This window comes from Anabaena azotica FACHB-119, assembly GCF_014697625.1.
GTDB classification, from domain to species: domain Bacteria; phylum Cyanobacteriota; class Cyanobacteriia; order Cyanobacteriales; family Nostocaceae; genus Trichormus; species Trichormus azoticus_A.
In genome coordinates, this window is sequence record NZ_JACJSG010000019.1 from 19,451 (window position 1) to 45,291 (window position 25,841).

Annotated in this window: 27 protein-coding genes; 12 read left to right on the forward strand and 15 right to left on the reverse strand. The window is 44.4% G+C overall.

Annotated features, from left to right (window positions below; all coding sequences use genetic code 11):
- Positions 1 to 58: 58 nt before the first annotated feature.
- Positions 59 to 2,215, reverse strand: coding sequence for an NAD(P)/FAD-dependent oxidoreductase (locus H6G83_RS15245; RefSeq protein WP_190473703.1), 2,157 nt, complete (start codon positions 2,213 to 2,215; stop codon positions 59 to 61).
- 162 nt (positions 2,216 to 2,377) lie between these two features.
- Here H6G83_RS15245 and H6G83_RS15250 point away from each other — a divergent pair, with 162 nt between their 5' ends.
- Positions 2,378 to 2,611, forward strand: coding sequence for a hypothetical protein (locus H6G83_RS15250; RefSeq protein WP_190473704.1), 234 nt, complete (start codon positions 2,378 to 2,380; stop codon positions 2,609 to 2,611).
- 65 nt (positions 2,612 to 2,676) lie between these two features.
- Here the strand turns inward: H6G83_RS15250 and cimA are convergent, their stop codons facing one another.
- Positions 2,677 to 4,422, reverse strand: coding sequence for a citramalate synthase (gene cimA, locus H6G83_RS15255; protein ID WP_190473705.1), 1,746 nt, complete (start codon positions 4,420 to 4,422; stop codon positions 2,677 to 2,679).
- 75 nt (positions 4,423 to 4,497) lie between these two features.
- Here cimA and H6G83_RS15260 point away from each other — a divergent pair, with 75 nt between their 5' ends.
- The 6 genes from H6G83_RS15260 to H6G83_RS15285 all read left to right on the forward strand — a co-directional run bounded on the left by H6G83_RS15260 (position 4,498) and on the right by H6G83_RS15285 (position 11,852).
- A complete protein-coding gene (locus tag H6G83_RS15260; protein WP_190473706.1) occupies positions 4,498 to 4,830 on the forward strand; it encodes a 2Fe-2S iron-sulfur cluster-binding protein in 333 nt (110 codons plus the stop codon).
- Between the two features lie 28 nt (positions 4,831 to 4,858).
- Positions 4,859 to 5,350, forward strand: coding sequence for a hypothetical protein (locus tag H6G83_RS15265; RefSeq protein WP_190473707.1), 492 nt, complete (start codon positions 4,859 to 4,861; stop codon positions 5,348 to 5,350).
- Positions 5,351 to 5,520: 170 nt separating this feature from the next.
- Positions 5,521 to 7,482, forward strand: a complete 1,962-nt coding sequence (gene thiO / locus H6G83_RS15270) for a glycine oxidase ThiO (RefSeq protein WP_190473709.1) — start codon at positions 5,521 to 5,523, stop codon at positions 7,480 to 7,482.
- A 272-nt stretch (positions 7,483 to 7,754) separates the two neighbouring features.
- Positions 7,755 to 7,934, forward strand: a complete 180-nt coding sequence (gene psb34 / locus H6G83_RS15275; protein ID WP_190473711.1) for a photosystem II assembly protein Psb34 — start codon at positions 7,755 to 7,757, stop codon at positions 7,932 to 7,934.
- A 305-nt stretch (positions 7,935 to 8,239) separates the two neighbouring features.
- The gene (locus H6G83_RS15280; RefSeq protein ID WP_313936212.1) at positions 8,240 to 10,444 is read left to right on the forward strand and encodes a tetratricopeptide repeat protein; all 2,205 of its coding nucleotides are present in this window, start codon (positions 8,240 to 8,242) and stop codon (positions 10,442 to 10,444) included.
- Between the two features lie 382 nt (positions 10,445 to 10,826).
- A complete protein-coding gene (locus tag H6G83_RS15285) occupies positions 10,827 to 11,852 on the forward strand; it encodes a zinc-dependent alcohol dehydrogenase (RefSeq protein ID WP_190473713.1) in 1,026 nt (341 codons plus the stop codon).
- A 42-nt stretch (positions 11,853 to 11,894) separates the two neighbouring features.
- On the opposite strand, the gene H6G83_RS35940 is transcribed toward H6G83_RS15285, so the two are convergent.
- From H6G83_RS35940 to rimP, 8 genes are all read right to left on the reverse strand, one after another.
- On the reverse strand, positions 11,895 to 12,020 hold the full coding sequence (locus H6G83_RS35940) for a hypothetical protein (protein ID WP_277876348.1): 126 nt from the start codon (positions 12,018 to 12,020) through the stop codon (positions 11,895 to 11,897).
- Positions 12,021 to 12,223: 203 nt separating this feature from the next.
- Positions 12,224 to 12,421 carry a hypothetical protein gene (locus H6G83_RS15290; protein ID WP_190473715.1) on the reverse strand — a complete coding sequence of 66 codons (198 nt, stop codon included), beginning with the start codon at positions 12,419 to 12,421 and terminating at the stop codon, positions 12,224 to 12,226.
- A gap of 6 nt (positions 12,422 to 12,427) precedes the next feature.
- The gene (locus H6G83_RS15295; RefSeq protein WP_190473717.1) at positions 12,428 to 13,039 is read right to left on the reverse strand and encodes a low-complexity tail membrane protein; all 612 of its coding nucleotides are present in this window, start codon (positions 13,037 to 13,039) and stop codon (positions 12,428 to 12,430) included.
- A gap of 218 nt (positions 13,040 to 13,257) precedes the next feature.
- Entirely contained in the window at positions 13,258 to 16,392 is a 3,135-nt protein-coding gene (gene infB, locus H6G83_RS15300; RefSeq protein ID WP_190473719.1) for a translation initiation factor IF-2, read from the reverse strand.
- Between the two features lie 138 nt (positions 16,393 to 16,530).
- Positions 16,531 to 16,770: a hypothetical protein gene (locus H6G83_RS15305; RefSeq protein ID WP_206758994.1), complete on the reverse strand. Its 240-nt coding sequence runs from the start codon at positions 16,768 to 16,770 to the stop codon at positions 16,531 to 16,533.
- A gap of 110 nt (positions 16,771 to 16,880) precedes the next feature.
- Positions 16,881 to 17,147, reverse strand: a complete 267-nt coding sequence (locus H6G83_RS15310) for a YlxR family protein (protein ID WP_190473724.1) — start codon at positions 17,145 to 17,147, stop codon at positions 16,881 to 16,883.
- A gap of 145 nt (positions 17,148 to 17,292) precedes the next feature.
- Positions 17,293 to 18,582 carry a transcription termination factor NusA gene (gene nusA / locus H6G83_RS15315; protein ID WP_190473726.1) on the reverse strand — a complete coding sequence of 430 codons (1,290 nt, stop codon included), beginning with the start codon at positions 18,580 to 18,582 and terminating at the stop codon, positions 17,293 to 17,295.
- A 160-nt stretch (positions 18,583 to 18,742) separates the two neighbouring features.
- Positions 18,743 to 19,204, reverse strand: coding sequence for a ribosome maturation factor RimP (gene rimP, locus H6G83_RS15320; protein ID WP_190473728.1), 462 nt, complete (start codon positions 19,202 to 19,204; stop codon positions 18,743 to 18,745).
- Positions 19,205 to 19,340: 136 nt separating this feature from the next.
- Here rimP and H6G83_RS15325 point away from each other — a divergent pair, with 136 nt between their 5' ends.
- Entirely contained in the window at positions 19,341 to 19,496 is a 156-nt protein-coding gene (locus H6G83_RS15325) for a hypothetical protein (protein ID WP_190473730.1), read from the forward strand.
- A 119-nt stretch (positions 19,497 to 19,615) separates the two neighbouring features.
- On the opposite strand, the gene H6G83_RS15330 is transcribed toward H6G83_RS15325, so the two are convergent.
- Entirely contained in the window at positions 19,616 to 21,037 is a 1,422-nt protein-coding gene (locus H6G83_RS15330) for a hypothetical protein (RefSeq protein WP_190473732.1), read from the reverse strand.
- A gap of 97 nt (positions 21,038 to 21,134) precedes the next feature.
- Here H6G83_RS15330 and H6G83_RS34975 point away from each other — a divergent pair, with 97 nt between their 5' ends.
- Complete coding sequence (locus H6G83_RS34975) at positions 21,135 to 21,278, forward strand: hypothetical protein (RefSeq protein WP_206758992.1); 144 nt, start codon at positions 21,135 to 21,137, stop codon at positions 21,276 to 21,278.
- Between the two features lie 273 nt (positions 21,279 to 21,551).
- Positions 21,552 to 22,289 (forward strand): peptidoglycan-binding domain-containing protein, encoded by a 738-nt coding sequence (locus tag H6G83_RS15335; protein WP_190473734.1) that lies wholly within the window; start codon positions 21,552 to 21,554, stop codon positions 22,287 to 22,289.
- 29 nt (positions 22,290 to 22,318) lie between these two features.
- On the opposite strand, the gene H6G83_RS15340 is transcribed toward H6G83_RS15335, so the two are convergent.
- A complete protein-coding gene (locus H6G83_RS15340; protein WP_190473736.1) occupies positions 22,319 to 23,215 on the reverse strand; it encodes an SDH family Clp fold serine proteinase in 897 nt (298 codons plus the stop codon).
- 37 nt (positions 23,216 to 23,252) lie between these two features.
- On the opposite strand from H6G83_RS15340, the gene H6G83_RS15345 reads away from it, so the two are divergent.
- A complete protein-coding gene (locus H6G83_RS15345) occupies positions 23,253 to 23,435 on the forward strand; it encodes a hypothetical protein (RefSeq protein WP_190473901.1) in 183 nt (60 codons plus the stop codon).
- 27 nt (positions 23,436 to 23,462) lie between these two features.
- Here H6G83_RS15345 and H6G83_RS15350 read toward each other — a convergent pair whose 3' ends face one another.
- The 3 genes from H6G83_RS15350 to H6G83_RS15360 all read right to left on the reverse strand — a co-directional run bounded on the left by H6G83_RS15350 (position 23,463) and on the right by H6G83_RS15360 (position 25,035).
- On the reverse strand, positions 23,463 to 24,281 hold the full coding sequence (locus H6G83_RS15350) for a Uma2 family endonuclease (RefSeq protein WP_190473738.1): 819 nt from the start codon (positions 24,279 to 24,281) through the stop codon (positions 23,463 to 23,465).
- Between the two features lie 72 nt (positions 24,282 to 24,353).
- Positions 24,354 to 24,803, reverse strand: coding sequence for an HNH endonuclease (locus H6G83_RS15355; RefSeq protein WP_190473740.1), 450 nt, complete (start codon positions 24,801 to 24,803; stop codon positions 24,354 to 24,356).
- Entirely contained in the window at positions 24,796 to 25,035 is a 240-nt protein-coding gene (locus tag H6G83_RS15360) for a hypothetical protein (protein WP_190473743.1), read from the reverse strand. The genes H6G83_RS15355 and H6G83_RS15360 overlap by 8 nt, the downstream gene beginning before the upstream one ends.
- A gap of 327 nt (positions 25,036 to 25,362) precedes the next feature.
- On the opposite strand from H6G83_RS15360, the gene H6G83_RS15365 reads away from it, so the two are divergent.
- Entirely contained in the window at positions 25,363 to 25,836 is a 474-nt protein-coding gene (locus H6G83_RS15365) for a hypothetical protein (protein ID WP_190473744.1), read from the forward strand.
- Positions 25,837 to 25,841: the final 5 nt, after the last annotated feature.

Consider the following 25,841-nt stretch of genomic DNA (forward strand, 5'->3'; position numbering starts at 1 on the left):
GGAAGAATAACTATTGACAACTGTCACCTGTCACCTGTTCCCTGTCACCTGTTCCCTGTCAACTGTCAACTGTCAACTGCCTAATTACCCCGGTATCAGAATTGAGTTCGGTGAATTGTTGGCGCGATCGCGGTCTGCCTGTGGTGATAGCGTAGTTAATAGCTAATAGTCGTAACCATAGGGCGGGGTTGTGTGTTTCTAGCCAAGGTTTAATCTTTACTAGCAAGTGGGGGAACCATGCACTCAGTAAAGCGTTAACTAAGGCGTGGCGACCGAAGTTCAAATAATTGCCTACCCATCTGATAAAATCTTTAGGGCCTGCTAGTTCCCATATCCACCACACTAAGGCAGGGTTTTTCCTCGCGGCTTTCAGTGCTAGGCGGTTAAAGGTTAACCAGTCACATCTATCTTTTATGAAATTATCGGCTACTTCCGGGGGTTCATCTGCAAGTAAGCCAAAAAATGTGTTCAACATACAGTTGATGCGCTGGGGAGGTAAGAATTTCCCGGTGGGAACCATCATCCCTTTAGAAAAGAGCCAAGTGATAGATACGTTGCTTTGATAGGCGCGAATTAAGTTCAGGTGATGGAACTTTAACAAATCATGCTTGAGGGCTACATCTAATAGAGTTGTTAGCCGTTCTAGGTTACGTACCAAAGAACCGAAACCAGTAAATACTAGGGGTGATTGTAAGGATGCAGCATCACCGATCGCAATTAATCTATCAAAGGCTACGGTGCGATCGCTACTACTCACACTAAAATGCCCCGGAATATACCCAAATGTCGGCTTTTTCCACACCAACTTATCCATATCGCAACGGCGATACTCTGGCAAAATTGTGAAAAAGTCCTCGTACATCTCCAGCAAAGAACCTGGGTTTTGGGCGTTGACTTCGTGGTAGTGAAACAAATATATGGTCAGTTCTTCCCCCGCACCGGGAAACAATTCCCAAATTAACTGCCTACCGCGCGAGATATCACCATGACTATATAGTACGTCTCCATACTGAGAATCCCACACCCCAGGCTCAAATCCTCCATCTACCACTGCGCCCACTGTGGGACAAACACTATCAAAAGCACGACCACCGTTTAATTGCCAAGCAATAGGAGAAGCGGTTCCCATTGCATCTACTAACAGCCGTCCACTTACTTGCTTTTCTTGTTGCGTAGGCAAATACTTGACTGTGACAACAACTTGTGCATCATCGACATCAGCACGAATAAATTCTGTCTCATCCCAAATTTCCCCGCCTGCACTCAACAGCTTCTGCCCACACATTTGTAGCCATTTCTCTGAGTCTAGAGCTATATTTAACACCGTGGGCGTGTGTAAGATAGGCGATCGCAATTTTACCGGATTATTACCATCAAAAAACTTATTAAACCCATCCTTATATTCCCTAGCAATTACCGTTTCTAACTCGGCTGCTGTCACCAAACCCAAGTTCAGCAGAGTTTGCAGTTCATCACGCGAAATATTCCATTCCCGGTTCATCCGCCCAAACGGCAACCGTTCCACCAGCAGCACTTTATACCCCAATTTCGCCATCATCGCCGCATGAATTGCCCCTAGTGCGCCGCCGATGTAGATTAGGTCGTAAGTGGGAGATGAAGGAGAACTTACTAACTCCTGCCTCCTGCCTCCTGCCTCCTGCCTCTGGTTGGTGAGCGTAGTCGAACCACTGCCTTCAACCCTTGAAAACACCACCTGACGCGGCTCCTGCGGATTTCGCACTCCTTCACGCCATCGCTGTTCCCACCAATAGGCGCGTGTGAGGTCATATTCGCCATTGGGCATTTTTTGGAAATATTTTACTGTGAGGGGGTAATAAGGCGCTAAAGCAGTAAAAATTGATTGCTGGGATAAATCAATAGCTGGGGGTTCTGGGTAATGATGCGGAAAGCGCTGGCGAATTTGTCTGGTTAAGCGTTGTAAGACTTCCTTCTCTTGTGGTAATGGCTGTTCTGCCCAACGAAAAACCTTCAGATAAGTAGTTCGTTGGACTGACCACACAAATATAGAAAACTCTTTGGGTAGATTTTCGGTAATTTTTGCCCCATTTACTGTATATTTACTAGATATTTTCAGGCGACAGCCATCAGGGGTCAGTAATTTTTCCCAATCTCCCGGATCAAACTCTGTTTGCAGCCAACTGCGTACAGCAGCCATATCCGTAATTGGCACTTCTAAATACAGAATTTCTTTCATGTTTTGCTGACATCTCCGTCGATCTACTCACTAAGACAGATATGCGAAAGGCAGTAAATGCTATAAAATCCGCCTTATCGGTTTTTATAAAGATTCAGTAAAGACTTTTTAATAATTTTGTCAAAAATTTTTACTCATTTTATCGATTTATAAACCTACGCCATGAATTATCCCATTCCAGATAGCCCCCAACAAATTTTTGCTTTAAAACAACAGCCAGTAGATGAAGAATTAGTAGCCTCAGCGATCGCCGGAGTAATAAAAATAGTGCGATCGCAAGGTCAATCCTTAGAAGACTTAACCGCCCAGCTACTAGCAGATGACCCCCTATTAGACCAACAACAGCGCCGTTGGCTGAGTAAAGTAGTTACCCAAGCTTGGGAGAGTTTTACATGAAGTTTGGGGAATGGGTAATGGGAGAAATCTTTGCCAATTACCAATTACCTATTACCAGTTACCAATCAACTAGATCCCTTCACTGCCGCCTCAGCCTGAGCGTGTAACAATAAACCATATTCCAAACCCTCGACTACTGCCTTATAAGAAGCAGCCAAGATATTTGGTGAGACTCCGACTGTTGTCCAGCGTTGATGACCATTTCCTGATTCTACTAAAGCACGGGTTTTTGCGGAGGTTCCTGTGTGTCCATCCAGAATCCGCACTTTATAATCTGTTAACTCAAAGCTGGCAATTTGCGGATAGAAGTTGACTAAAGCTTTGCGTAAGGCTGCATCCAAAGCAGCTACTGGGCCGTTACCTTCTGCTGCTTCCAAAATATTCTTACCGTTGACAGCTACTTTCACCGTCGCCAAGGCATTTGTTGTTTCTTTGCCTTCCACTAAGTCACAGTGGACTTGAAACCCCTTCACCTCAAAAAACTGCTGTCTTCCCCCCAACGCTTCATACATCAACAAAGCAAAACTCGCCTCTGCTGCTTCAAATTGATACCCTTCACTTTCCAATTCCTTGAGGCGGTGAAGAATTTGCTTGGCTTCGGGGGTTTGTTTGTCGAGTTCAATGCCAAAAGTCCGGGCTTTAGCTAACACATTACTTATACCCGATTGTTCAGATATGACAATCCGGCGACGGTTTCCTACCTGTTCCGGCTGAATGTGTTCGTATGTCAGAGGATTCTTTTCCACAGCAGAGACGTGAATACCACCTTTGTGAGCAAAGGCCGAACGCCCTACAAAAGGGGCGTGTTCATCCGGGGCGAGGTTCACAACTTCACTGACAAAGCGGCTAGCTTCAGCCAATTGCGCTAGCTGGTGTTCTGCGATACAGCCATAACCCAACTTCAATTGTAAATTAGGAATTAATGAACATAAATTAGCATTGCCACAACGTTCGCCATAACCGTTGATAGTGCCTTGTACCATTGTTGCCCCTGCCATAACTGCTGCTAAGGCATTGGCAACCGCCATATCAGAATCATTATGAGTATGAATACCGATTTGGGGAATTGGTAATGGGTAATTGGTAATGGGTAATTGGGTATTATTTATTGCTCCTCTGCTCCCCTGCTGTTTCCCAGTCACGCCAGTTCGCTCAACGGAGGGAACCTCCGCACGCGACTGGCTCCCTAGTCCCCAGTCCCTAGTCACCAGTACCACATCTTGCACAACTTGGCTAACTTCATGAGGTAAAGTACCGCCATTGGTATCGCACAAAACTAGCCATTCTGCACCAGCTAACATTGCTGTTTTGAGAGTCTCCAGAGCATAGTCTCGATTGTGCTTATAGCCATCAAACCAGTGTTCGGCATCATAAATCACGCGCCGCCCTTGAGAACGAAAAAACTCTATAGTGTCGCGGATCATTGCCAAATTTTCTTCTAGAGTCGTTTTTAAGCCCGTTGTGACGTGTAAATCCCAAGATTTGCCAAAAATTGTGACCCAGCGAGAACCCGCAGTCAGGATATCTTGTAGCATTGGCTCATCGGCGGCATGGGTATGGGGGCGGCGAGTTGAACAAAATGCAACAATTTCTGCTTGTTTGAGCGGATCTTCCTGAAGTTGCCAGAAAAATTGAACATCCTTTGGGTTGGCTCCTGGCCATCCACCTTCAATAAAAGGAATCCCTAATTGATCGAGTCTGTGGGCGATGCGTAGCTTATCTTCTATGGAAATTGATAGCCCTTCGCGCTGAGTGCCATCCCGTAGTGTGGTGTCATAAAGCCAAATGTGGGGAGAGGGATTTTTGGTCATAGGACTAAGACTGTGGAGACAACTGTAAAGGCAATGTGCCAAGATACAAGAAAATGCCAATTTGCTGATTAAAATATGCCAAAGGTATTAGCTCAGGGTAAGACAATAGAATGCCATCACGGAGAAAATTTACGCAAAGTTCTGCTAAAAAGTGGTGTTGACCTCTACAATGGCGGTGCTAAGGTAATAAACTGTCGGGGTATCGGTAGTTGTGGAACCTGTGCTGTCAAGATAGAAGGTGAAGTGTCGGCGGCGAATTGGCGAGATCAAGGACGGCGATCGCTTCCTCCTCATTCTCCTACAAAAGACCTGCGTTTAGCTTGTCAAACTCAGGTTTTAGGTGATGTGAAGGTGACAAAATTTGACGGCTTTTGGGGTCAAGGTTCTCAGGTAGTGTGGCAAAGATGAAGGTTAGGTTAACAAGGAGAAAATCAAGATGGGTAGATGGACACCGTTAATTCTTATGGCTGGAGGTATGGCAATTCTCATGGGAACTTTGCTAGGCATTAACTTCCCGATGGGCGGCCAGCAACAAACTGCTAGTAATAATACTCCCACTAGCAGTAACAATCCCACAGGCAGAGCATCGAAAGTCCTGCCAGCTAACATTAATGTTAATAGCTCCTCTAATAATCGTAATCGCAGCACTGCTAATACAAATGAAAATAGAGGCAGTGTAGCTCAGGATAATTTCAACACCAATACTGAAGAAAGAAATACTGAAGAAAGAAATACTGAAGAGAGAAGCACCAGCAATCAAGAAGAGCGCACAAACAACAGCAACAGAACAACTGTAGCGCAAAATAACAATTCCACTGAATCACCTTCTAACAATACATCAGACACCAATACTACAGAAGTGCAATCAACAGACAATTCATCAGGCGACACAAATCAGGAAAAAGAACCAATCCGGGCTTTGTGGTAAGAGATTGCTGAGTAATGAGTTTAAAGTACAGAACACTAATTCCTATTGCCCAGTCCCCAATCCCCAATACCCAATACCCAATCCCCCACTTGTACTAGTCGTTGGTTACAGGTTATGAGTTATTAGTTATGTACTAATGGTAAATAGCTAAGATTAAATACTAATGACTAATGACTAGGGACATTGTAATTATTGGTGGCGGCGCTATTGGCTTGGCGATCGCTGTTGAATTAAAGCGGCGCGGGGCAAAAGTCACCGTGCTTTGTCGTGATTTGCAAGCTGCTGCTTCTAGCGCCGCCGCCGGGATGCTAGCGCCAGATGCTGAACAAATCACAGATGGGGCGATGAAGTCGCTATGCTGGCGATCGCGTTCTCTCTACCCAGAATGGACGCGCAAGCTAGAAGATTTGACTGGCTTAAACACTGGCTACTGGCCTTGTGGCATCCTCGCCCCAGTTTATGAAGCCAGCAGCAGGTCTAATTTCCCCTCATCTCCCTCATCTCCCTCATCTCCCTCCTCTCCCTCATACTGGTTAGATAAGGCAGCTATCCATCAATACCAGCCAGGATTAGGTGCAGAAGTGGTTGGTGGTTGGTGGTATCCAGAGGATGCCCAAGTTAATAACCAAGCATTGGTGCGTGTGCTGTGGGCGGCGGCGGAAACTCTTGGTGTGGAACTTAAAGATGGGATTACAGTAGAAGGATTAATACAACAGCAAGGGCAGGTGTTAGGTGTACAAACCAACATCGGCATCATCCGCGCTGAACATTATGTTTTAGCCACAGGTGCTTGGGCAAATGAGTTATTACCAATACCTGTAAGTCCGCGCAAAGGGCAAATGTTGCGTGTGAGAGTGCCGGATTATGTACCGGAATTGCCCTTAAAGCGGGTGTTATTTGGTGAAAATACTTACATAGTACCAAGGCGCGATCGCTCTATTATTATTGGCGCTACCAGTGAAGATGTAGGCTTTACTCCCCACAATACCCCCACTGGCATCCAAACCTTACTGCAAGGCGCAATTCGCCTCTATCCCCAATTACAAGACTATCCCATTCAAGACTTTTGGTGGGGCTTCCGTCCCGCCACCCCAGACGAATTACCCATATTAGGAACTAGCCACTGTCCCAACCTCACCTTAGCCACTGGTCACTATCGCAATGGCATCTTGCTAACCCCAGTAACCGTCACAATCATAGCCGATTTAATCTGGGAGCAAAAATCTGACCCGCTACTCTCTCACTTCCACTATTCTCGCTTCCAAAAACCGCCATCTACCCCCCCCATGCTCACCCATTACCCAGTCCCCAGTACCCATTCCCATTACCCAGCAACCAATCTCGACTCCCCCCTGATCATTGCCGGGAAATCCTTCCAATCCCGCTTGATGACTGGTACAGGCAAATACCGCAGTATTGAGGAAATGCAGCAAAGTGTTGTTGCGAGTGGTTGCCAAATTGTGACTGTGGCGGTGCGGCGAGTGCAAACCAAAGCCCCCGGACATGAGGGTTTAGCCGAAGCCTTAGACTGGTCAAAAATTTGGATGTTGCCCAATACAGCCGGCTGTCAAACGGCAGAAGAAGCAATTCGAGTTGCTCGTTTGGGTAGGGAAATGGCGAAGTTACTTGGGCAAGAGGATAATAACTTTGTCAAGTTAGAAGTTATACCAGACCCTAAATATTTACTTCCCGACCCCATCGGCACATTACAAGCCGCCGAACAACTAGTGAAAGAAGGTTTCGCCGTATTACCCTATATCAACGCTGACCCCATGCTAGCCAAACGCTTGGAAGATGTCGGTTGTGCCACAGTTATGCCCTTAGCATCACCCATCGGTTCAGGACAGGGGTTAAAAACCACCGCCAACATTCAAATCATCATCGAAAATGCTAACATCCCAGTAGTGGTAGATGCTGGCATTGGTGCGCCTTCCGAAGCCTCTCAGGCGATGGAATTAGGGGCAGATGCTTTGTTAATTAATAGTGCGATCGCCCTCGCCCAAAATCCAGTCGCAATGGCTCAAGCCATGAACTTAGCAACCGTCGCTGGTCGTCTAGCCTACCTCGCCGGCAGAATGCCCATCAGAACCCATGCCAGTGCTAGCTCACCTCTAACGGGTACGATAGGTTAGTCCATAGTCCATAGTCCATAGTTCAAAAAAATGTGACTGTTGTACGGGCGGGTTTAACTGACATATTTGTTTTCGCCATGAATTTCGGGGTAAACCCGCCCCTACTGAGTACGGGCGGGTTTAACTGACATATTTGTTTTCGCCATGAATTTCGGGGTAAACCCGCCCCTACTGACTAATGACTAAATGTAACGATTTGTCTCTGATTGTGTAAGTAAAAGATATATCTCTTTATAAGATTAAATAAAATATTCAGAGCAAGGAACTAATTCATGCCCTATACAAACGAAGAAGGCGGACTTCTAAACAATTTTGCTAAGGAGCCTAAAGTTTATCAAGCAGAACCTCCCACAGCAGGACAAGTACGTAATTACGTCATCTTAGGAGTCGCCGCTACAATTTTGGTTGGCGGTTTAATTTTTGTCGCCTTCTCTGTTTCTAATCTCAGTTAACGATAAACCTTTAAAAAAGTTAATTATCACTACAGGTTCTATTTCTTTGAGAACCTGTTTTATTTTGTAATACAAAAATAAATATTTGTGTGTGATTGTACTTAAGCATTTTAAATATAAAAGTTCTAAATTATCCTGAACAGATTACCAACCCTCTGATTATAGTTAAGACCTTATACCAATTCTCTCTGCAATTGCACCAAATAAATGATGTAGAGACGTTGCATGCAACGTCTCTACGGTGTTCAATTTTTTTTGATAAAGATTATTCCCCAGTCCCCAGTTCCCAATCCCCAACTCTAGCCGTGAATGATACTGGACTACCTGATAATTCTGCTTGGAATAGGCAAGTATATCACCGTCTAAAACTTGCCCTTAGCCTTGGTTTAAGAAGACAACTTTTTTTAGCTGTCTGTGATGATTTACACCTCAGAAATCAAGTAGCAGCCCGCCTGCATTCTACTTTGGCTTATCCCGTGGGTCAGGTGCTGTATCAGCCATCAAGTGGACAGGAAGCGAGTACATCGGCTTATCCCAGGCTAGTTACCTTAAGGTTAAACTTAAATGAACCAAATCCGATAGCTCAAATTAATCAGTGGTTGGCTAATTATCCACCGCCCATTGTTGGGACTTCTAAGGATACGCCAGGTAGACCTTTACCAATACCGACGTTTCAAATTGTAGGTGTGGAACAACTCACCAGGCAAACTGTAGCTAGCCAACGTTTGTTTTTACACTACTTACGTTTAAGTGAAAAGTTTTTTGCCACTCAAGAATCTAGCCGATTTCTGGAATCAAGTATATTGTTATGGGTGTCTCGCCCTTGGTTATCGGCTATTCAGCAGTCAGCACCGCAGTTTTGGCGTTGGCGGACTGGTGTGTTTGTCTTTGCGGGAGAACCCACGCCTACGACACAAAATTTGGGTCAACCAGAACGGTTATCTAATTCTAAAAACGTAAAACTGGGCAATCTTGAACAGTCTGTACTAGATGATTTAGGTATGGAAGGTGAGATCAGAAGCCCATCTAATACAGAATTAAATTTTGGGGAAGACTCAGGTTTACCTACGGAAATATCAGGGAATCATTTACAACCAAAAGAGGAAACTCCACTGTTAATCTCAGAATCACCCACAACTGGGCAAAAGTCACAAGATACTGTTAAGTCTAATACTAATGATAGTCTATCGCTGTCATCTTTATCTTATGTCAGCCAGGAATTAACGGAGTTAGTTCTGGCAACAATTAATACACAAACATCTTCGGAGATAGATGGCGAGTGGCAACCACAGGAACTGCTATTAGAGATTGAGTCTTTGCATTCGCAATCAGCTTCTGGAGATATACTGGCGGCTGCATATCATCAATTGGGTAATTTATACCGTCTGCGGATTGAGCAGGGACAGTCTACTCTAGAAAATATAATGGTAGCAATTATTGCTTATCAAGAGTCAATTAGCTACGATGAAAACTCGCCACAACTGCCGGATATTTTGAATGATTTAGGTACTCTATATTGGATGCTGTATCGCACGCCACCTAATCTAGAAGAGGGGAAATCTTATATTGAGCAGGGTATAGAATTTTATCAGTTAGCTTTAAAAATAATTTCTCCACAAACACACCCGGAAACTTACGCAAGGGTGCAAAATAATTTAGGAACAGCTTACGGGGATTTGGCCAGGTTTGAAAGTCCGGCGGAAAATTGGCAGCAAGCTGTGGTGGCTTATAGCGAAGCTTTACGCCACCGGACTGTGGAATCAGATCCTTTAAAATATGCGGCAACTCAAAATAATATTGGTACTGCTTATTGGCATTTAGCTCAGTATAATCAACCTGTGGAGCATTTGAAGAAAGCGATCGCCGCTTACAAACAAGCCCTAGCTCACTACAACCCCCAAGACGAACCCCTAAAATATGGGATGATTCAAAATAATATCGGCACTGCCTACTGGAATTTGGCACAGTACGAACAACCAGGGGAAAATCTTCAGTTAGCGATTAATGTCTATAAAGAAGCTTTGAAATATCGCACGGCGGCGACGGTTCCTAGTGCTTGTGCTGCAACTGAGAATAATTTAGGTACGGCATATTGGCATTTAGCTAACTTGTCTCAAACTACCAAAGAAGCGCGGCAAAACCTGCTAAATTTATGTATCAGTGCTTATGAAGAAGCGATCGCCCTAGCCCATTCATTAGGTAGTGTAGCCTTAAGTTTTGATTTGTTTGCTACACACAATAATTTGGGACTGGCTCATTATCAGTTAGTGACGGATAATTCTTTTAATGGAGATAAAAATAAGCGATCGCACCACCTAGAAGCTGCACTAGATAATCATTTGCAAGCCTTGAATGGTTTGAGTAAACAACCAGAGGCTTATCAAGCAACCTTTGCCTATGTTGTGAAAACAATTAAAGCTTTTCACAATGAGTTGGGTATTCAAGGGCAGAACCTAGCTTTGTCCAAGGTTCCTGGTCATTTGTTACCAGAAATTTTACCCAAGTTGTAGTTCTGTGGAAGATTGCCAACTATCTCAGGACTTACGCACCAAGGTTATCTGTTAAGACTGGGTGTAAGGGTGTAAGGGTGTAGGGGTATAGGTTTTGAACGCTTACACCCCTATACCCCTATACCCTTGTCCAAACCATTGATTTTTCGTTTTCATGCGTAATATCAAGTTCGGCTAATTACTTATAATATATTTGCTTTGGTCGGTAATGGGTAATTGGTAATTGGTAATCGGAGAAAACAATTACCTATTACCCATTACCAATGACCAACCTTGACGATATGATAAGTATTTAAGCGAACATGATATAAGTCCTCTTCTATCTCCGCAATCCCCAGTCCCTGATACAATTACGGAGATGCTCAATTTTTAAGGTAAAGCTGTGTTAGCCGCCCTGCTTTATGGCCAGGAAGATTTACGTTTAGAACAAGTTGCTGACCCATCTCCCGATGTTGGGGAAGTGGTAATTAAGGTGGGAGTAGCGACAACTTGTGGTACAGACTTGAAGGTTTGGCGGCGTGGTGGTCATGCCAAGATGCTGAAACCGCCTACTTTGTTTGGTCATGAAGCAGCCGGGGAAATTGTCGCATTAGGCGCAGGTGTAACGGGTTGGCAAGTAGGCGATCGCATTGTCGCGAATAACTCCGCACCCTGCATGGAATGCTTTTTTTGTCAACAGCAAGAATATTCCCTCTGCCCTAATTTAACCTGGAATAATGGCACATTTGCCCAATACTTAAAAATTCCTGCGCCGATAGTCCAGCATAACTTATTGCAGGTTCCCGATGAACTGCCGTTAGAATTAGCGGCGATGACCGAACCCTTGGCTTGTGTGTTACATGGAATAGCCCGTTCTGGTATCAAACCTAGAGATAGGGTTGTGGTGTTGGGGGATGGGGCGATAGGGTTAATGTTTGTGGCTGCTTTGGCTGATGCTGTTGAGGTGTTGTTGTGGGGCGGTAACGACCAAAGGCTAGAAATTGGCAAAAAGCTGGGTGCGGCTAAAACTTTTAACTATCATCAAAATCCCGATATCTCTGGGATGGTGAAAGAATTAACTCAAGGCTGGGGTGGAGATGTGGTAATTGAAGCGACGGGAGTACCCAGCGTTTGGGAAACTGCGCTCGCCTGCGCTCGTCCTGGTGCTACTGTGAATTTATTCGGTGGCTGTCCCAGAGATACAACCATCACAGTTAATACAGAACAATTGCACTACAGCGAACTCACCCTTAAAGGTGTATTTCACAACACCCCTGAGTATGTGCGGTCTGCGCTTGCACTTATAGCTAGTCGAAAAATCCCTTTTGAATTACTCATCAGTGAACAGCGTCCATTACAAGACTTAGAACAAGTCTTTTACGATATGAAGGCACGGAAAGTAATTAAAGTAGCAATGATGTGTAGTTAGGGATATGTCAAGGCTAAACGCATTAGCGAAAAATCTAACATCTTATTCATCTGCGTACCCTGCGGGTACGCGGTAGCGTTGCCAAGCATTGGCTTCTCTACGAGACGCTACCGCGAACGCCAACATCTGCGTCCATCTGCGTTCGATTTTTTCCCAATCTAATGCCAAGTTGTGTTTAAAGATGTTTGTTTTAGCAGGAAAGGAAGCAACCCACCCTTAACCCCTCCCAAGAGGGGAACGGGAAGTAGCGGAGAGTAAGATACTATCTTTGACTGCAACTTAGTATTAAAAATTATGAACGAGGCATCAGTATGGTTGTGTTGGTGGGCAATGCCCACCCTACTGTCTCCTGTTACCTTGTGTATGAGGTTTTAATAAGCTAAAGTTTCTAAAGTTTCTCGTAAATAACGCTGTACTTGCTGTTCTAAACGCAATTCTTGGAGGTGAATATTACGTTCTGACTGCCAACGCTGAAAACCAGAACTAGCGGCGATCGCATATTGGAGATTACTCCAAATATTCGAGTCACTAGAAAATTTATAATTACTGGTAGCTGGAATCTTAGCCATAGTTCCTCATTCCTCTGTTTTTATATCCACAGGCAACTGGGGCAAGATTTTATTAACCCGCACCCCTAAAATTGTAAAATCCTGGTTAATCTTCTCTAAAGGTAATGGTTCTATCGCTGCAAATTCTGTGTCATTGGTCACTAAAATCCTAGCAACACTCACGGGAATTTGCAGAAACAGATTACTTGCTAAAAATGTCAAAGCCGCCAGTATTAATCCCAATATCCGCCACTGAGGTAGATGACTTGTAATAGTGACAACTAACGGCGTTGCTTGATATAACTGCCACAACACAAATAATGACACAATTGCTGCCAAAAGTGCCAAGACACGATTTAATTTTGTATTAATTAAACAAAGTATTTTTCTTTGCTGCTCAGTCAGGTTTTCTGGTTTGAGAGCAATTCCTAAAATGGCATATATATAAAAAGGTCGGCGTAACTGCATCCACAAAAGTGGAATTACGCCAGCAGCTGCTACTAACAAAAGTTCCACCCACACAGGTAAAATAGGTTCACCTACGGATAGGAACAATAAACACAGCAACAAGAAGATTGGTAGTGTCGCCAATCCAGCAATGTGAATCCACAGTATTGGTTCAGAGCGAAATGAGGGCATAAAGAAGTCCTGAGTTAACCAATTCAACATTCAAAATTTAAAATTCACAAAGCCATATTTTACAAGAGTTTTTGAGTATGGCTGTGTTGCTGAACTTTAGGGAATTGGTGTTGTGAGTGCTGAGTTATGGATATTAAACCAATTGTATTATTGTTCAATTTGGTATGAGTTGAAAGTTATCAACTCTATACTCATAACTCAGCACTCATGACTCAGCACTATCTTGTTAACGCTAGGGTACGGCGTTTTGTCACCATTTGATAGGCTTCGATGATGTCACCTTCAGCCCAGTCATGGAATTTATCAATACCGATACCACATTCATAACCAGCGTTGACTTCACGCGCGTCGTCTTTCATCCGTTTGAGGGAATCAAGCACGCCTTCGTAGACTACCTTACCGCCACGGCGTACCCGCACTTTGCAGTTGCGGACGAGTTTGCCGGACTGGACGTAACAACCAGCAACAGCACCACGACCAACTGGGAAGACAGCGCGGACTTCTGTTTGACCCAGGGGTTCTTCGACCAACTCTGGCTCTAACAAACCTTCCAATGCGCCTTGAATATCTTCGATCAGTTTGTAGATGATGTTGTATTCGCGGACATCTACACCAGCTTCATCAGCAGCTTGTCGAGCGCCACTGGCGTAGGTGGTGTTGAAGCCAATGATTACGGCTCCACTGGCTGCGGCTAAGTCGATGTCTGTTTGGGTGATTTCGCCAGCCGCCGTTAACAGCATCCGAATTTGTACTTCGTTTTGGGGAATTTGCTTGAGTGATCCCACGATCGCTTCTACAGAACCTTGTACGTCGGCTTTGAGGATGAGGTTGAGTTCTTTCAACTCGCCTTCTTGAGCCTGAGCGGATAAGGTTGTCAGGGTGACACGTCCTTGTAATAGGCGAGATAGGCGTTGTTTGTCGGCGCGGTCTGAAGCCAAGGCTCTGGCTTCTTTCTCGTTGTTGAAGACCTCGAACTCGTCACCTGCGGCGGGTACATCACTTAAACCGAGTACCTCAACGGCAAATGAAGGCCCAGCTGCTTCTACTCTTCTACCGCGATCATCAACCATTGCCCGGACTTTACCAAATGCTGAACCAGCAACGAGCATATCTCCCACATGGAGTGTACCGTTCTGAATCAACAGGGTAGCAACTGCGCCCTTAGCTTTATCTAAGTGAGCTTCGATTACTGTTCCTCTGGCGTTCCGGTCTGGGTTGGCTGAGAGTTCACCTACTTCTGCTACTAGGAGAATCATTTCTAGCAGCGTATCTAGGTTTTCGCCCTTGATGGCGCTGACGGGAACCATGATGGTTTCACCGCCCCATTCTTCTGGGGTCAAACCATACTGGGTGAGTTCTTGTTTCACCCGGTCTGGTTGTGCGCCTTCTTTATCAATCTTGTTGATCGCCACCACAATGGGTACTTCGGCGGCTTGAGCGTGGCTAATCGCTTCTACTGTTTGCGGACGTACACCGTCATCGGCGGCGACGACTAACACAGCGATGTCTGTTACCCTAGCGCCTCTGGCCCGCATGGCGGTAAAGGCTTCGTGACCAGGAGTATCGAGGAAGACGATTTGATGGGGTTGATCATCATGGACGATATCGACGTGGTACGCGCCGATGTGTTGGGTAATCCCGCCCGCTTCACCTGCTGCGACTTTAGTTTTGCGGATGGAGTCGAGGAGGGTGGTTTTACCGTGGTCTACGTGACCCATGATTGTTACAACCGGCGGACGACGAATTAGATGTTCTAAGTCGCCGACTTCAATCATTTCGGTGACTTTCCGCGCTTCGGCTTCTGGTTCGACGGTTTCGACTTCTATCTCTAGCTCTTTCCCTACTAAGGTAATGGTGGGGATGTCGAGGTTTTGAGTGATGCTTACCGCCATGCCTTTCATGAACAGGATTTTGACAATCTCTGTATCGGCTACTGCCAGGAGGTCAGCTAGCTCCTGTACGGTCAAGGGGCCTGTGACTTCAACTTTTTCTGGACGCTCGCGTTTGACTTCTGTTTCTTGGCGGCGGTTTTGGTCACGGTTGTTACTGCTGGACTTCTTGCCACGGGTAGTTGGGCTACTGATGGGCGCGGCTGTTGCTGTTTGTGCAGCTTTAGCAGCTTTGGGCTTGGGAGGACGAGCGATGGATAGACTAACTTGGACGGTTGCGGGTATTTCTAACCCCTCTTCGTCTAGTAGGTCTTCATCTTCAAAATCATCTTCCATGATGGGCTTGACGCGCTTGCCTTTAACGCCCGCCTTGCCAGATTTTTCTTTGATTTCGTCGATGATTTCCTCTTCCTGCCACTTTTTGCCACCTTTGCCAATGCGGGGTGGTGTGGGGCGTTTTAAGTCGAGGAGGTCGGGGGCGATCGCCGCCGGCTCTACGTCTACTCTTTCTCCTCTACCAGGGCCACCGGGCATTGCTCTTGGTGGTGTCGCCACTGGTGGCGCTGCTTCTACTACTGATGGGCGTGCGGGTCTTTGTGGACGTACCCCATCGCCTCCTCTTTCGCCTGGTCTATTGCTGCGCTGTTCTGGTTTGGTTGGCCCTTGACCGGGACGAGATGGTTTTTGTACTGGTGCTGTTGATGCTTCGCCTTGTGCAGCCTTGGCGACTTTGGGTTTACCTTGGTCGCGCTCATCTTCTCGTTTTGGGCGATCGCGTTTGAGAATTGGTTTCTCGGCTGAAGCAATTGTCACTTCCGCTATCAGATTTGGCTTTTCCGCCACTGGTCTGCTTGGTGGTGCTGCCAGTTGGGGTTTTGGCGCTCTCTCCGGCTTGCTTGGTCTTGGTTGAGCGGGTTTTTCTGGCTTCTCTGCTGCTATTTGTTCTGGAGCTTGAGACTTTGGCGCTGAATCAGCTTCTGGTGCAGCTGGTTTTTGTGGGGCCTCAGATGTATTCCGGGGTACAGGTCGAGATGGTGCCGTCGGCTTCATGGGCGAGACTGGTGTGGCAGGCCTTGGAGGTGTGGGAGAATTGGCTTCAGAAGAAGCAATCTGGTTATTAGCAACTGACGCTTCGGGAGCGTTGGAGGTAGTGTTTCTCAATATTTTGGGTTTACGAATTTCCAAAATTTGTTGTTGTTTTTGTGGGGGCGCAGGTCGGTTGCGCGAGCCAGCTATGGCTGAATTTGGTTTATTAGCTGTTGTGCTTAATTCTTTTTTAGATGCTCCATTGGTAGCTGCTAGTTTTTCCGCAGCTGCACGGATACTTTCTGCCTCTGATTCTGAAATAGTACTGCTATGGCTTTTGACCGCAATGTTGAGCTGGTCGCAAATTGCTAATAGCTCTTTGTTATCCAAATTCAATTCCTTTGATAATTCATAAATTCTAACTTTGCCGTTGTTCATCCACTCTTCCCCTTTAAGTTACAGTTTTTTTGCGGATGGTTGCCTGGGAGTGCGACATCTCCATCCTTTGATTACTGTTTTAGGTTGCCCTTGGTGATTTTGCCGGTGCCTCCAATCAGGAAAGAGAGATGTTTCGGGTTAATGCTGGCATCGCCACTGCAAGCGGTGGTTAGCGAACTCCCATAAAAATTTTTTAAATAAAACATTTTTATGATGTCCATTGATGCCGAACTGCGCCTGAGCGCTACCAGGTTGCCATTTTGTAGGTTTTTGTTTTGCTGTTTCTGAGCCTTCCACAACACAATTGAGTGAAATTTTTTGGGAGTAATGCTTTGCTTCCCTTAAATTTTGGCAGAGCCGCTTGCTAACTACACCCATTTACTATTTTGGCACTAACCCCAAAAAATGCAGAGGGTGTGGTCATTGCTGAAATATTCCGCTTGTACCACTTTTCCTCAGTCAAATTACCGCCAAGAATGTTTTTTAGCTTAATTTTGATTTTGGGGATCGTTCTGGGCGAGATGCCACAATGTTTGGTACAGTGTTTCTGGCACTGATGCTTGTAGCGATCGCCCTAAGCGATTTTTTTTCTGAGCCGCTTGTAGGCAACTCACTTGTGGACAAATGTAGGCTGAACGCCCCATGCCCTCATTTAATTGTACATTCCCCGAAGGAAAGACACGGACAATTCGCCAAAAGTCTTGTTTTAGTCCTACTTTGCGGCAACTAATACAACGTCGATAATTAGGTTGCATCGGTCTTCTGTCACTTTAACAGAACTGTTGATGATAGTTAAACTTGACTAGCTCAAGTATGAATTATCTTTAATTGCCTAATTCCTAGTGATATTTAAGACTAATACTAAATTTAATCTTACCAGAAATTTTTTAGGCGGATAAATTACTCATCATCGTTGAGGTCAAAAGACTCTTCTTCTAATTCTTCTGTTTGATTGTCCTCATCCTCAAATTCTGCCAGTTCTTCGGCTAATTCACGCTCTTCTTGCTCTTGTTGGTATTTGGCACGAGCTTCGATAAATTTTGCGTCTTCGGCAGCGTGGTCATACTTGGCTTTATCTTTGATATCTATTTTCCAGCCAGTTAACCGGGCCGCCAAGCGCACATTTTGCCCTTCTTTGCCAATAGCCAAACTCAATTGATCTTCTGCTACCAATACATGAGTTTGTCGAGTTTCGGGATCCATGAGGCGTACTTCGTCCACACGCGCCGGACTCAAAGCGTTGGCGATGTATGTTGCTGGGTCTGGCGACCAACGAATCACGTCAATTTTTTCGCCGCGTAATTCGTTGACTACTACTTGAATCCGCGATCCCCTAGCACCAATACAAGCTCCTACTGGGTCTACATCCCTGTCTAGGGTATCTACTGCTATTTTAGTCCTTGGCCCTACATAGCGGGAAGGGGGGTTTGCCTCCCTAGCTACGGCAACTATCCGTACCACTTCATCTTCAATTTCTGGTACTTCGTTGGCGAATAGATAAACGACTAAACCTGCATCAGCACGGGAGACTAATAACTGCGGCCCCCGTTGCTGTCCTTGGGAAACTTTTTTGAGATAGACTTTAAAGGTGGCATTGGCGCGGTAATTATCGTTGGGTAGTTGTTCGCGTTTGGGTAATTCCGCTTCTACTTCTGGTTGTCCAAAGGTGCTGCTGACTGCCAAAATCACTGATTGACGCTCAAACCGCAACACTCTGGCTTGGAGAACAGTTCCTTCTAAATCTTGAAACTCTTCTTGCACCATTTGGCGCTGTTGATCCCGCAGTTTTTGCGCTAGTACCTGCTTGGTTTGCATGGCGGCCATGCGCCCAAATTCACCTTGATCTGGAGTAACATCTAGTACCACTGAATCCCCTAATTGGGCTTCGGGGGCTACTTGCTGTACTTCATCTAAGGAAATTTGGTGGTCAGTGTTGCTAACTTCTTCAACAATAGTTTTGGTTGAGAGGACGCGAAATCCTTCGTCATCTATATCTAGTTCGACTTCAAAATTATCAAAATAATCTTCATCAAACTGTTTGCGCTCAATGTTTTGAGCGCGGCGATAACGTTCATAACCTTTAAGTAATGCTTCCCTAATAGCTGCTTGCACCGCTAACCGAGGTAAGTTTCGCTCTCGACTGATACTTTCTATTAAATCTTTCAATCCTGGTAAACTAACCATTGACATAAGCATTCTCCTTTATATATTGGGGACTGGGTATTGGGGACTGGGGATTGGGAACATAGAGAAACAGGGTAACAGGGGTTAAGAGGAAAATTACCCTTCATTCCTCCTAGTCCCCAGTCCCTAGTCCCCAGTCCCCAGTCCCTAATCCCCAGTCCCTCGTCTATTGACCCTCACCTAGCAATACCCTAGTAATTTGGTCACGAGGTATTTCTGTAACGCGACCTTTTTGATTTATGTAAACTTTTGTCTCATCTCGGCGAATCAACTGGCCAATCCACTCTTTTTGTCCTTCGTCCGGTGTGGAAGTGGAAACAATGACGGGAAAACCTTTAAATGAGATGAATTCCCTGTCAGTCACCAGTTGCCGCGAAATACCAGGACTGGACACTTCTAAGACATAGGGATCTGGAATGATGTCCGTTGCATCTAAGGCAGCTTCTAAAGCACGGCTCATGCGCTCACAATCATCCAGACCAGTATCCTGTTGAGGATTGCGGATATCTACCCGCAATACTGGTGGTCGTTGGTTAGTATGAAACACAATGCCAACAACTTCCAATCCCAGTTGTTCCGCTACTGGGATTGCCAAATCTGTAATTGGTGGAACTAAAGGATGAGTCATGTGCGATTACAATAAAAAAAGTGGGCGTAAACCCACTTCCTGCGATAGGGATATCTTCCAAGAAGTCTTGTGACGAACCGATGATAGTTCGCCGCTATTTTGAGTGTAGCGCATTTTTTAGTTAGTCAGGTGACAGGTGACAGTTGTCAGTTATCAGTTATCAGTTGTCAGTTGTCAGTTGTTTTTTCTCCTCATCTCCCTCATCTCCCTCATCTTCCCCAGTCCCCAGTCCCCAGTCCTGACAGGTGTAGGTTTTTTACTGGTGTTCCAAAAACCTTGGTTTGGGGTGTAAGGGTGTAGGGGTGTAGGGGTGGATGAAACAATGATTTTCTCGTTAGTTTTATAGTCCTTACTCACTGCTATATTAAAAACCTACACTTGTGAGAGTACCCAGTCCCCAGTCCCCAATACCTACTCCCCACTGGCTAGTCTGGAAGTTTGAGTTGCTCTAATTTGTCTGGTTTGCTCGATTATTTGGTCGATGTCTTCTTGGGATAGGCGTTTGATGTAGTTGAGTTTGACTTCTTCTAGCAGGTCAAACAGTAGGGTTTGGATTTCTGATAGTACGTGCTGTCTCTGAATTTCGGTTCCTAATGCTTGGCTGAAGCTTTCGGTGAGTTTGGCGGTGAGTTTGGCTCCGATGGGATCTTCGATGGCGTTGACTATGGCACTGTAGAGGTTGGTGGTGATTTGGGTTGCTAGTTGTTGGTTGATTTGGTTTTGAGTTTGTCCAACTCCGGGGAAAGCTTGGAGGTTTTTGTAGATGGGGATTTGCTGGAAGGCGTTATCGATGTTGTGTTGTAGTAGGGCAATGAGTTCTGGTTGAATTTTGGGTAATACTTGATAAACGATGGTCTGGATGAGAATAGCTGCGATCGCCTCTACTTCATTTACGTTATTTATATCTATATAAGGACGCAATTTCTCGTTTTGTAGCAGCCACCTTGTAATTTCACCCCTGGTAATTGACCCCTGAATTTGGTTAATGACTCTGACAACGACAATTTCTGTTAGTTCTTCGGCAAAGTTGGCTACTAGTGCTTGGTTGACTTGTTTACTAATTGGTTGAAGATTGACTATACGTGCTTGGTCTAGGCGAATGGCGACGGGTATAATCCGCAACCACCGCAAGAAGGGAATTAATAAAAATAAGTCATACCAACGCCAAAAAAGCGCATTTAACCAACTAAAACCCGGATGACGACTTTTGATATATTTTACACGGGCTAATAATTCTAGGGCAAATAATAAAACGAAGGCTAAATCAATTCTCCACCAAAAATTATCTATAAATTCTCCATTTTCCCCAATTCTGCGGTAGTAGTTGGTAGCAATTAAGGGACGTACTTTTTGATTAAAAAAGTTAATTTCTTGTATCCAGCCTCTTTTACTTAAGTAAGGCTGGCTCCAAAATGTAGCGAAAGACTCTTTTGCGGAATTGTTACCGATGCGATCGCGCATCCGGTTTTTGATTCTCTCTAATGTCCCGCTTTTACCCACGGCTGCAAATGGGTTGCTATCAATCATTTCGCTACTCAGGCGACGGATTTCTTCTAATTGTGTCTTAACTTGGGGTGATGTTAAACCTGTCTGGCTGACTTGTTCTTGTAGGGCTTTAACTTTATCTAGATATTTTTGCGTTTCCCTGTGTTTTTCAATACCTTTTATCGGGTCATAAATCTGAGTGATTTGCGGTAGTCTTCGCAAGTAAAAATCTCGCCAAGGTACGTAGCTTAAATCAAATATTACTAAGCATAAATTAATGGTGGCAATAGTTGCCATCAATCTTTCAAAGTATAAATTTGGCTTTCTGATTGGTTTGTGGTTAGCCATTTGTCGTTACATATTATACTAATTTTTGTATTTCAGAGTTGATAATAAATAAATTTAACAGTGAAAAGTTAGTAGGGGCGGGTTGATTGAGAAATTCATGGGAAAAACAGATATGTTCCTTAAACCCGCCCGTACTCAAATCCTTGGGGAAACAGCAAACCAATTAGTGGAAGGCGTATTTTGGTTTTGGCGCTACTTTATCCCCCAGCATACGCTGTCAGGACTGATAACTGATAACTGATATAGCAGGGGACAGGTGATAGGTGACAGGTGACAGGTGAAGAAGCTTTTCTCTGTAAGGATTTTATGATTCGTTAATGTCCGCGCCCTATGTCTCGCTTGCTATAACTGATTTAAATTTATTACTGGCGGCAGAAGATAGTAAGATTTTTTGAACTATCAATAAGATTTATTCAAAAATCATGAAAGCTAAAATAAAGATGGCAAAGCAAAGTAAAATATTTGATTTGTCAAGCTTTATCATTTTGCTGATTTAAGCCGAAGGAGTTTCTTTATGTGGTGTGGATTTGGAAAATCAAGCATGGCAATTGCTGCTACTTGCTTAATTACTTCTACTGTAGTAATTTCTAATACAACTTTTGCTGCTCGTCAACGTAATTATACTCCACAACAATTCCGTGCTGTGTTAAGAGGTTTGGGCTATAACGTAAAAGTCACAAATACTCCCCTGACTGATGCAGAGACAAAAAAAGCAATTACTGAATTTCAAACGGGTTACAAACTAACTCCAGCTGATGGGATAGCGGGGCCAAAGACTCAAGATTATGCTGCAAATATCATTCAAATATTGCAAGCAAACTTAAATGCGGTGCTGAAGCCAAATCCTCCTCTGCCCCGCGATCAATTTTACGGCCCCAGAACTGAAGCTGCTGTTAAGGAATTACAAAAAAAGTACCAGTTACAAGAAACTGGTATTGCTAATTTAGCATTCCGTCAAAAACTGAACGAAGAAGCTAAACAAGTTATCAGTCAGCCATCACCAACACCAACGGCATCGCCCACAGCATCACCCACAGCATCGCCAACGGCAAGACCGACCACAAGACCAACTACAAGACCAACTACAAGACCGACTACAAGACCAAACAGAAGACCAAATACAACACCAACGGCAACACCAACGGCAACACCAACGGCAACACCAACGGCAACACCAACGGCAACACCAACGGCAACACCAACGGCAACACCAACGGCAACGCCAACGGCAACACCCACAAAGTCACCCTAAGCATACTCAAAGGTTTTGATTCTTCAGTCTTAAGAATTAGCCTGAGTTGGTTCTTCTAAAGGTCTACCTTTTGGTGTAGGTAGTCCGGGACGACCACCATCGTAAGGCATAGGAATATACTGTACGCTGGGTCTACCGCCTTGGGGTTGGGGATATAAATCCATTAGTGCGTAGATAGAATGGGGCAGTCCCACTGTTATGGGTAGCCCCATTTCTGTTGCTTCTTCTACGGTGATGGGGTAGTCGTGGGTAACTCGCCCAGTTGTCAAGGCTTCAATGATGGGTTCGATATTTTCTGGACTAACTTTTTGTTGGGGCATACTATCTTTAAGCAGAGTCCGCACAAAGCGCTGTACTTGCTGAATAGCTTTACCTGCCATGTCTGCCATAATTACGGTTTGGTCGTCAACTTCGCCGATGGGTTTATCTTTGACGACTTTGAGAATGCTGGCGGCGGGATAGTTACCTAATTGGGGGTCAACTGGGCCTAAGACGGCGTTGGCATCCATGACTATTTCATCGGCGGCGAGGGCTAGCATGGTTCCGCCACTCATGGCATAGTGGGGTACAAAGACGGTGACTTTGGCAGAGTGACGAATTAAAGCTCTAGCGATTTGTTCGGTGGCTAAAACTAAACCCCCTGGTGTGTGGAGAATTAAGTCGATGGGTACGTCGGGGGGTGTGAGGCGAATGGCGCGGAGTATTTGTTCAGAGTCCTCGATGGTGATGTAGCGTGAGAGGGGGATACCTAGTAGGCTGATGGACTCTTGACGATGTATTAAGAGGATGACGCGGCTTTTGCGTTGTTGTTGAAATTCTTCTAAGGCACGCAGACGACGATATTCTATTTGGCGCTTTTGCCAGAGGGGTTGTAAGGAGGATAGTAAGAGAAAAATCCAGAATAAATCACCAATACCAAATCCCATATATTTTTTTGTCCTAAAATGAGCAATCGCCCTTATTGTGACAATTTTTAGGCGATCGCAGTTCTATCCACGGGTTTATCTGGGGAATGGGGAATGGGGAATGGGGAATGGGGAATGGGGAATGGGGAATGGGGAATGGGGAATGGGGAATGGGGAATGGGGAATGGGGAAAAAGAAAACCCTACACCCCTACACCCTTACACCCAGTCTCAACAGATAACCTTAGTGCGTAAGTGCTGTAAGATTTTTATACCTCATCAGGGTTTACTCCTAATTGGCGCAAACGTTCTGCTAGTTGTTCGGCTTTTCTTTTGGCTTGTTCGGCTTCTTGTTTTGCTTCCCTAGTTTCTTGTTCTGCAATTATCGCTCGTTCTGTGGCTACAATAACTTCTTCTGTCGGTTCAAGAATTAATTCTCCTGCTAAGGTAAACCAGCGTAACCATAGTTTTTCAATATCTCGAAAAACTCCCTGCCATGTACCTAAACTTAAACCCAACTCTGGCATTAATACTCTTCCTTCAGTTAAATTTATCGGTTCATAATGACCGCCTACTAACTGAAATGCTCTCAGTTCGTTGGTGTAGCGGCTGAAAACAATGTAATAGGGAATGCGGAGAATTTTTTCGTAAACTTCCCATTTACTAGGAGGTTTATTTTCTGTTTTTTGACTATTACCTAAATCTTCGTCTTCTGTACCTGGGGATAATAATTCCACTACTACAAATGGGTTAGCTGGTTCTTGCCATTTGACATAACTTAAACGTAAATCTTCACCTTTATATAATTTTTGTACACCTACAACACCAAACCAATCAGGGCGTTTGTACCATAATGGATGTTCGACATCGTAGTAAAGATTGAGGTCGGCTGCACTGTAAACTAATTCAGGATGCCAATTAGTTGGTTGAAAGGTTAAGTATAAAAGTAAAGGTTGTAAAAAATGAAAGTCGTCTGGCAAACCTGGTTCCTCTGGGTTATCGCTGGGTAAATCATACATTGTGGGTAGGGTTTCCCAAGGGGGACGAGGCGGTTCAGATTGGGGAATATATTTAGGAAAGGTAGTCATATATTATGTGGTGATGGTTTTGATATCAACTAAATTTTAGATGTTCCTGCTGTTTTTATTATCTCTTACTGATTAATTTTCTTTTGGATCTTCACTAGGAGGATGTAACCCAGCTTGAACCCAATAACCCCGCGCACTCTGAATAGAGTCATCTTCTGGATAGCGTTCATCGTTAACATCAAGTCGTTGACAAGTGGCTCTACCAATTGGTGTAACGCCAATAATTGTCCTACCATTGGCTGACCATATAAAATGCTCTGACCAAATTTGTTGACGAGGATTAAATAGGGGTACTATTGCTTTTGTCTCTGGGTCATATCCCGCAACAAAATTATAACGACGCTCATTACATCGACGACAAGACAAGGCTAAATTACTGAGTTCATCAGAACCACCAATAGATTTTGGAATCAAATGGTCTATTGTAAATCTTGTGGTAGAAATGCGTTCTGGAGAATGACAATATTCGCACAAATAATTGGCGCGTTTTCGCACAATTTCTTTAGTAACGTCATCAATCATTGTTTTGAGCTACTAGCATCGCATTGATATGGGTAAAAATTCTATCTAGCTCTCCAATTTCTTCAAGTTCGATAACTTCTTCTGTTGTTAATAAATCAGCTTTTTTGCGCTCTAAAAGTTCTTCCATCCGTGCTTGTAGTTCTTCATTAAATTTGAACAGTTGAAATTTATCTACTTTTTCTATTTTGATACTACCAATTAAAGATGAAGGTCTAGCAATTATGGTTGTCATAGAACGATATGTATGATTGATAGATAAATTTTGATATAAAAATATTGTATCAAGGAAAAGTTCTATAAATTCTCGTTTCCAGAAGCAAGTCTAGTGATTATAACTACTCGCTGGTTTTGTGTGGCAAAATTTAAGAACATCATCGTCGGGTATACCTTGATTTGATTGTAGTATTTTGATTATTCAAACTTGTTTAAGGCTGGTAATCAGTAAAATATCGTTTGTTCAGTGGTATAAAAAAAATCCTTAATTGCCTTATAACTAACTATGGCTGACTAACTGAATTGGGGAATACTGAAACTAAGTACAGTTAAAGGTGTATGAAAAATGCCAGAATCTAAAATTAGTGCCAAACTTACCCCAGCAGACAGGGAAGCAGTGATGCAAGCAATTAATACTATTAAAGAAAAGCTCCCATTCTTGGTAGATTTGACAACAGAGGAGCGGAAATCTTTACCTAAGCTGGGTGATAAGAGTCGCGCGTTTGTGAGTAAGGCGTTGGAAATGGCTACACAAAACCCTGATTTTTTACCGCGCTCTTTTGACTTGGATGAAATGCGCCGAGATGTAGAATTGTTTGAAGCGCTGTATCCGATTTTGCTGTCGTTGACACAACTGCATGAACTGGTGGATGATACATCTGTGGCTGTGGGCAGTGAAGCTTATGCTGCGGGGTTGATGGTCTATAACTATGCTAAAGCTAGTGGTAAAGGTGCTGGTTTAGATTCAATGGTTGATGATTTAGGACGAAGATTTGCACGTAAATCGAAAAAAGTGCAAACAGAAGGGTCGTCAGTTTAGATATT